At 78.5% G+C, this 4,515-nt stretch carries 5 protein-coding genes; 2 read left to right on the plus strand and 3 right to left on the minus strand.

What is annotated here, in order from left to right; translation table 11 throughout:
- Window positions 1-1,242: MFS transporter (locus FA014_RS18195; protein WP_195969364.1), on the minus strand; the 1,242-nt coding region annotated here is incomplete at its 3' end.
- A gap of 142 nt (window positions 1,243-1,384) precedes the next feature.
- On the opposite strand from FA014_RS18195, the gene FA014_RS18200 reads away from it, so the two are divergent.
- On the plus strand, window positions 1,385-2,131 hold the full coding sequence (locus FA014_RS18200) for a ferritin-like fold-containing protein (RefSeq protein WP_154731032.1): 747 nt from the start codon (window positions 1,385-1,387) through the stop codon (window positions 2,129-2,131).
- 87 nt (window positions 2,132-2,218) lie between these two features.
- On the opposite strand, the gene FA014_RS18205 is transcribed toward FA014_RS18200, so the two are convergent.
- Together FA014_RS18205 and FA014_RS18210 are read right to left on the minus strand one after the other, a co-directional pair.
- On the minus strand, window positions 2,219-2,443 hold the full coding sequence (locus FA014_RS18205) for a DUF3107 domain-containing protein (RefSeq protein WP_154731033.1): 225 nt from the start codon (window positions 2,441-2,443) through the stop codon (window positions 2,219-2,221).
- 42 nt (window positions 2,444-2,485) lie between these two features.
- The gene (locus tag FA014_RS18210) at window positions 2,486-3,211 is read right to left on the minus strand and encodes a TetR/AcrR family transcriptional regulator (RefSeq protein ID WP_154731034.1); all 726 of its coding nucleotides are present in this window, start codon (window positions 3,209-3,211) and stop codon (window positions 2,486-2,488) included.
- Window positions 3,212-3,345: 134 nt separating this feature from the next.
- On the opposite strand from FA014_RS18210, the gene FA014_RS18215 reads away from it, so the two are divergent.
- Window positions 3,346-4,515, plus strand: a 1,170-nt coding sequence (locus FA014_RS18215; protein WP_268865899.1) for a UvrD-helicase domain-containing protein, incomplete at its 3' end; no start/stop codon positions are given.

Below are 4,515 nucleotides of genomic sequence, written 5' to 3' on the forward strand. Positions count from 1 at the left end.
GCCGGCGACGTCCCCGGCGGGGTCCGGCGCGGACCCGGCGGCACGCACCGCGGCCCGGAGCCGGCGCTGCTGCGTCGCCGCCACCAGCAGGGCGACCACGGTCGTCGTCACGGTGACCGCGAACGCGGCGGTGTGCCCCGAGGTGTCCGCGAGGCGTCCCGCGATGCTCGACCCCAGCGCGTAGCCGACGCCGGTCGCCGACGCGAGCGCCGTCATCGCGGCGCCGGTCCGCCCGGCCGGGACGACGCGCTCGCCGAGGGAGAACACGCCGATCATGTACGGCGCGACCGCGAAGCCCAGCACGGCGACGGCGGCGGTGAGCGCGGGCAGCGAGTCGACCAGCAGCAGCGGCCAGGACAGCGCGACCAGCGCGCAGGCGGCCGCCAGCACGCGCCGCTCGTGCCCGATCCGGGCGGGGATGAACGCGGTGCCGATGCCGGCCGCGGCGCTGCCGACGCCGAGCACCGCGTGGATGAGGCCCGCCAGGCCCGGCTGGCCCGCCTGGGTCGCGAGGACGGTGGTGCCGGTCTGGGTGGCGCCGAACAGCACGCCGACCGCGGCCTGCGCGACGACGAGCACCGCGAAGGCCGGGGTCAGCAGGCGGCCGGCCGGGCGGGCGTGCGGCCCGGTCGCGGTGCGGCGCGCGGTGGGGTGCAGCGCGAACGCGGTGCCGAACACGGCGAGCAGCACGGCGGCGGTGACCAGGGCGCCGCCGGGGGACAGCCACACGGCGACGACGCCGACGAGCGCCGGGCCGATCGCGAACGACGCCTCGTCGACGGCGCCCTCGTAGGAGAACGCGGCGTCGACGAGCCGGCGCTGCTCGGGGCCGGTGCCCGCGGTGATCGGCCGCCAGCGGACGCGCGCGAGCGGGCCGACCTGCGGCAGCGCGAGGCCGGTGACCGCGGCGACGGCCACCAGCGCCGCCCCGCCCGCGCCGGCGTGCGCCAGCAGGGTCAGCGCGGCGAGCGACGCCGCGCCCGCCAGCGACTGGACGAGGACGACGGGGCGCTGGCCGAACCGGTCGGCGAGCCCGCCGGCGACCGGCGCGCCCACGGCGTTCGCGACGGCGAGCGCCCCCGCGGCGAGGCCGCCGAGGCCGTACGTGCCGGTGGCGGTGGAGACGAGCAGCAGCGTGCCCAGCTGGGCCATCGCCATGGGCAGGCGGCCGAGGAAGGCGACGACGACGTAGGCCGGGCCGGCCAGGCGGAACAGGCGCGCGTAGGCGTTCAGGGCGGACACGAGGGACCCTCCGGGTGCACGAGACGGGCGACGCGCCTCCCCGCCTCCAGGTCGCGTCCGGTGTCCCTCAGCTGCGCCCATCCTAACCGCGGCTCGCGGGCCCGGCGAGAGCCGACCGGGGTGTCGGCGCTACCCTGGGCGGATGACCGAGGTCGCTCACGACACCCAGCAGCAGGCCCCCGAGGCCGCCGACACCGTCGAGCTGCTCGGGCTGGTCGCCCACCTGCAGCACGTGGCGTTCAACCGGCTCGCCGAGGACGCGCGCGTCGCCCCCAGCACCGCCCAGCAGCTCGAGCTCAGCCGCCTGGCCGCCGCCGCGGTGGACCGCCGGGACCGGGTGCTCGCCCGCGTGGTGGAGCTCGGCGGCGAGCCCGAGCGCTGCCTGGGCGCCTACGCCCGGCTGCTCGAGGACTTCGACTCGCGCACCCAGCCGAGCACGTGGTGGGAGCGGCTGCTGCGCTCCTACGTCGCCGACGGGGTGTCCGACGACTTCTGCCGCATCGCCGCGTCCGCCGTCGACGACCGGTCGCGCGCGCTGCTGCTCGAGGTGCTGGACGACGCCGCGCACGCGAACCTCGCCGTCGGCGAGCTGGAGGCGGCCGGGGCGCACGACGAGGTGCTGGTGTCCCGGCTCGCGCTGTGGGGCCGCCGGCTGGTCGGGGAGGCGCTCGGCGTCGTGCAGCAGGCGATGTCCGCGCACCCGGGCCTGGGCCGCCTGGTCACCCGCCGCGAGGCGGAGGCGCGCCGAGCCGCGCAGGAGCCCGCCGCGGCGCCGGCCGCCGAGGACGACGCCGCGCTCGGCACCGACGGCACCGCACCGGCGAAGCTGTTCGGCGAGCTGACGGCCGAGCACACGCGCCGGATGTCCCGCCTGGGCCTGACGGCCTGAGGACCTGACGGCCGCCGCCGGCCCCGCCGACGACGACGCCCCGCACCGGATGCCGGTGCGGGGCGTCGTCGCGTCTGCGGGTGCGGCTCAGATCGCGCCGAAGCCGACGCGGCCCTTCGACTCCGTGCCGATCTCGACGTAGCCGATCGAGGCGGACGGCACGATCACGCGCCGGCCGCGGTTGTCGGTCAGCTCGAGCACCGGCTTGCCGTTGAGGGCCTCGGTGACGGCGGCGGTGACCTGGTCGGCCGTCTGGTCCGACTCGATCACCAGCTCGCGGGGAAGGTTCTGCACACCGATCGTGATGTCCACGCTTCGTCGTCTCCTCGTCCGTGGTGTCGCTGCCCGGTCATCCTAGGCCGGGCGGGCGCCCGCCGGACGGTCGAGGGGCCCGCGTTCGCCCTGGGTGGACACGTCCTCCGGCTCGGGGCCGGGCTCGGCGCCCTCCGGGACGAACCCGGCGACGCCGCCCCACGCGAGCCGCGCGACCAGCGTGGCGGTGTCGCGCGCGGAGCTGCCGTCCGGCGAGCGGAGCCGCCGGGTCGCGGCCGCCTGGGCCATCGCGGCGACGGACGGCGCGAGCAGCGCCGCCGTCTCCGGCGGCACGCCCGCGACCTCGGCCAGGACCGACTGCAGGCGGCGGGTGATGGTCCCGGTGGCCCGCTCGACGCGCGCCCGGACCTCGAGGTCGTGGCGGACGTCCGACTCGAACAGCAGGGCGGACGACTCCCCGGCGCCGTCCACGAAGTCGACGTACGCGCGCACCACCCCGGTGAGGATGGCGCGGGCGTCGTGCGGCCGGACCTCGCCGGGCGGGTGCATCGCGGCCGCCGCGTCGACGGCGGACAGCAGCTCGTCCCCGCGGGCGTCGACGACCGTGAGGTACAGGTCGAGCTTCGACGGGAAGTGCCGGTACAGCACCGGCTTGCTCACCTCGGCGCGGTCGGCGATGTCGTCCATCGAGACGTGGTGGAAGCCCTCGGACGTGAACAGCTCCTGCGCGATCGCCAGGACCTGCGCCCGGCGCACCGCGCGGGGCATGCGCGCCGGGCGTCCGCGGCCGGTCGGGGGCTGGTCCATCGGGCGATGATAGCCACGGCCCGGGGTGGCTCAGCAGGGTGTCCGCGAGCGGGTGCGGGGCCCTCGCGCGGGTGGTGCCGACGCGCCCGGCGGAGGGGCCCGGGGTGTCGGTGGCGTGTGATGGGATCGGGGCCGTGACCCCGACCCCGACCCCCGCCGGACCGCCCTCCGCGGCCGGGCTGCGCCTCGTGCGCCCCGTGCTCGCGGACGTGCCGGCGCCGGTCCGCCTCGGCGCGGACCAGCGGGCCGTGGTGGACCGGGTGGTGGCGGGTACCGATCCGGCGCTGCTCGTCGTGGGTGCGGCGGGCACGGGCAAGACCCTGCTCGCGGTCGAGGCGGTGGCGGCGGCCCTGGGGGCGGACGACGACGGGCTGTTCCCCTCGCCGGGCCTCCCGTCGCCGGACGAGGTGCTGGTGCTGGCCGCCGGGCGCCGGGCGGCCGCCGAGCTGCGCGACCGGATCGGCGCCCGGGTGCGGCGGACCACCGGCCAGGCGATGGTCCGCACGGCGGCGTCGGCCGCCTTCGCGGTGCTGCGGGCGCGCGCCGCGCTGCTGGGCGACCCGGCCCCGACGCTGATCTCGGGTCCCGAGCAGGACCTCGCGCTGGCGGAGCTCCTCGCGGGCCACGCCGCGGGGGAGGGCGTGCCGCTGCGCTGGCCGGACGGCGTGCCGGAGGAGTCGCTGACCCTGCGCGCCTTCCGCGGGGAGCTGCGCGACCTCCTCATGCGCGCGGCCGAGCGCGGGGTGGAGCCCGAGGACCTGGCGCGGCTCGGCGAGCGGCACGGCCGGCCCGAGTGGGTCGCCGCCGCGGCGCTGTACCGGGAGTACGTCGACGTGACGACGCTGCGCGCGGGCACGCCCGACGCGGGCGCGCGGTACGACCCCGCCGTCGTGGTCGAGGAGGCGGCCGAGGTGCTGCGCACCTGGGAGGCCGAGCTGCCCGGGCCCCGTCCGCGGTGGCGCCTGGTGGTCGTCGACGACTACCAGGAGGCCACCGAGGCGACCGCGCGGCTGCTGCGGGTGCTGCAGGACGACGGGGCGCGGCTGCTGCTGCTCGCCGACCCGGACGCGGCGGTGCAGACGTTCCGCGGGGCGACGCCGGCGCTCGTCGGGCGGGCGGACGTGGCCGGGACCGGGCCGGGGGAGCTCGGCGCGACGCGGCTGGTGCTCGACGGCGTCCGGCGGCCACCGCCCACCTGGGCCGTACGTCTCATCCGGACGAGGCCGCCGACCAGCTCGAGAGCGCCGTCACCCGGCCCGTCGCCTGCCGGCGGGAGCTCGACGCGGTCGCGGGCGGGTCGTTCG

It is taken from the genome of Cellulomonas hominis (assembly GCF_005239125.1).
In the GTDB taxonomy this organism is placed as follows: domain Bacteria; phylum Actinomycetota; class Actinomycetes; order Actinomycetales; family Cellulomonadaceae; genus Cellulomonas; species Cellulomonas hominis_A.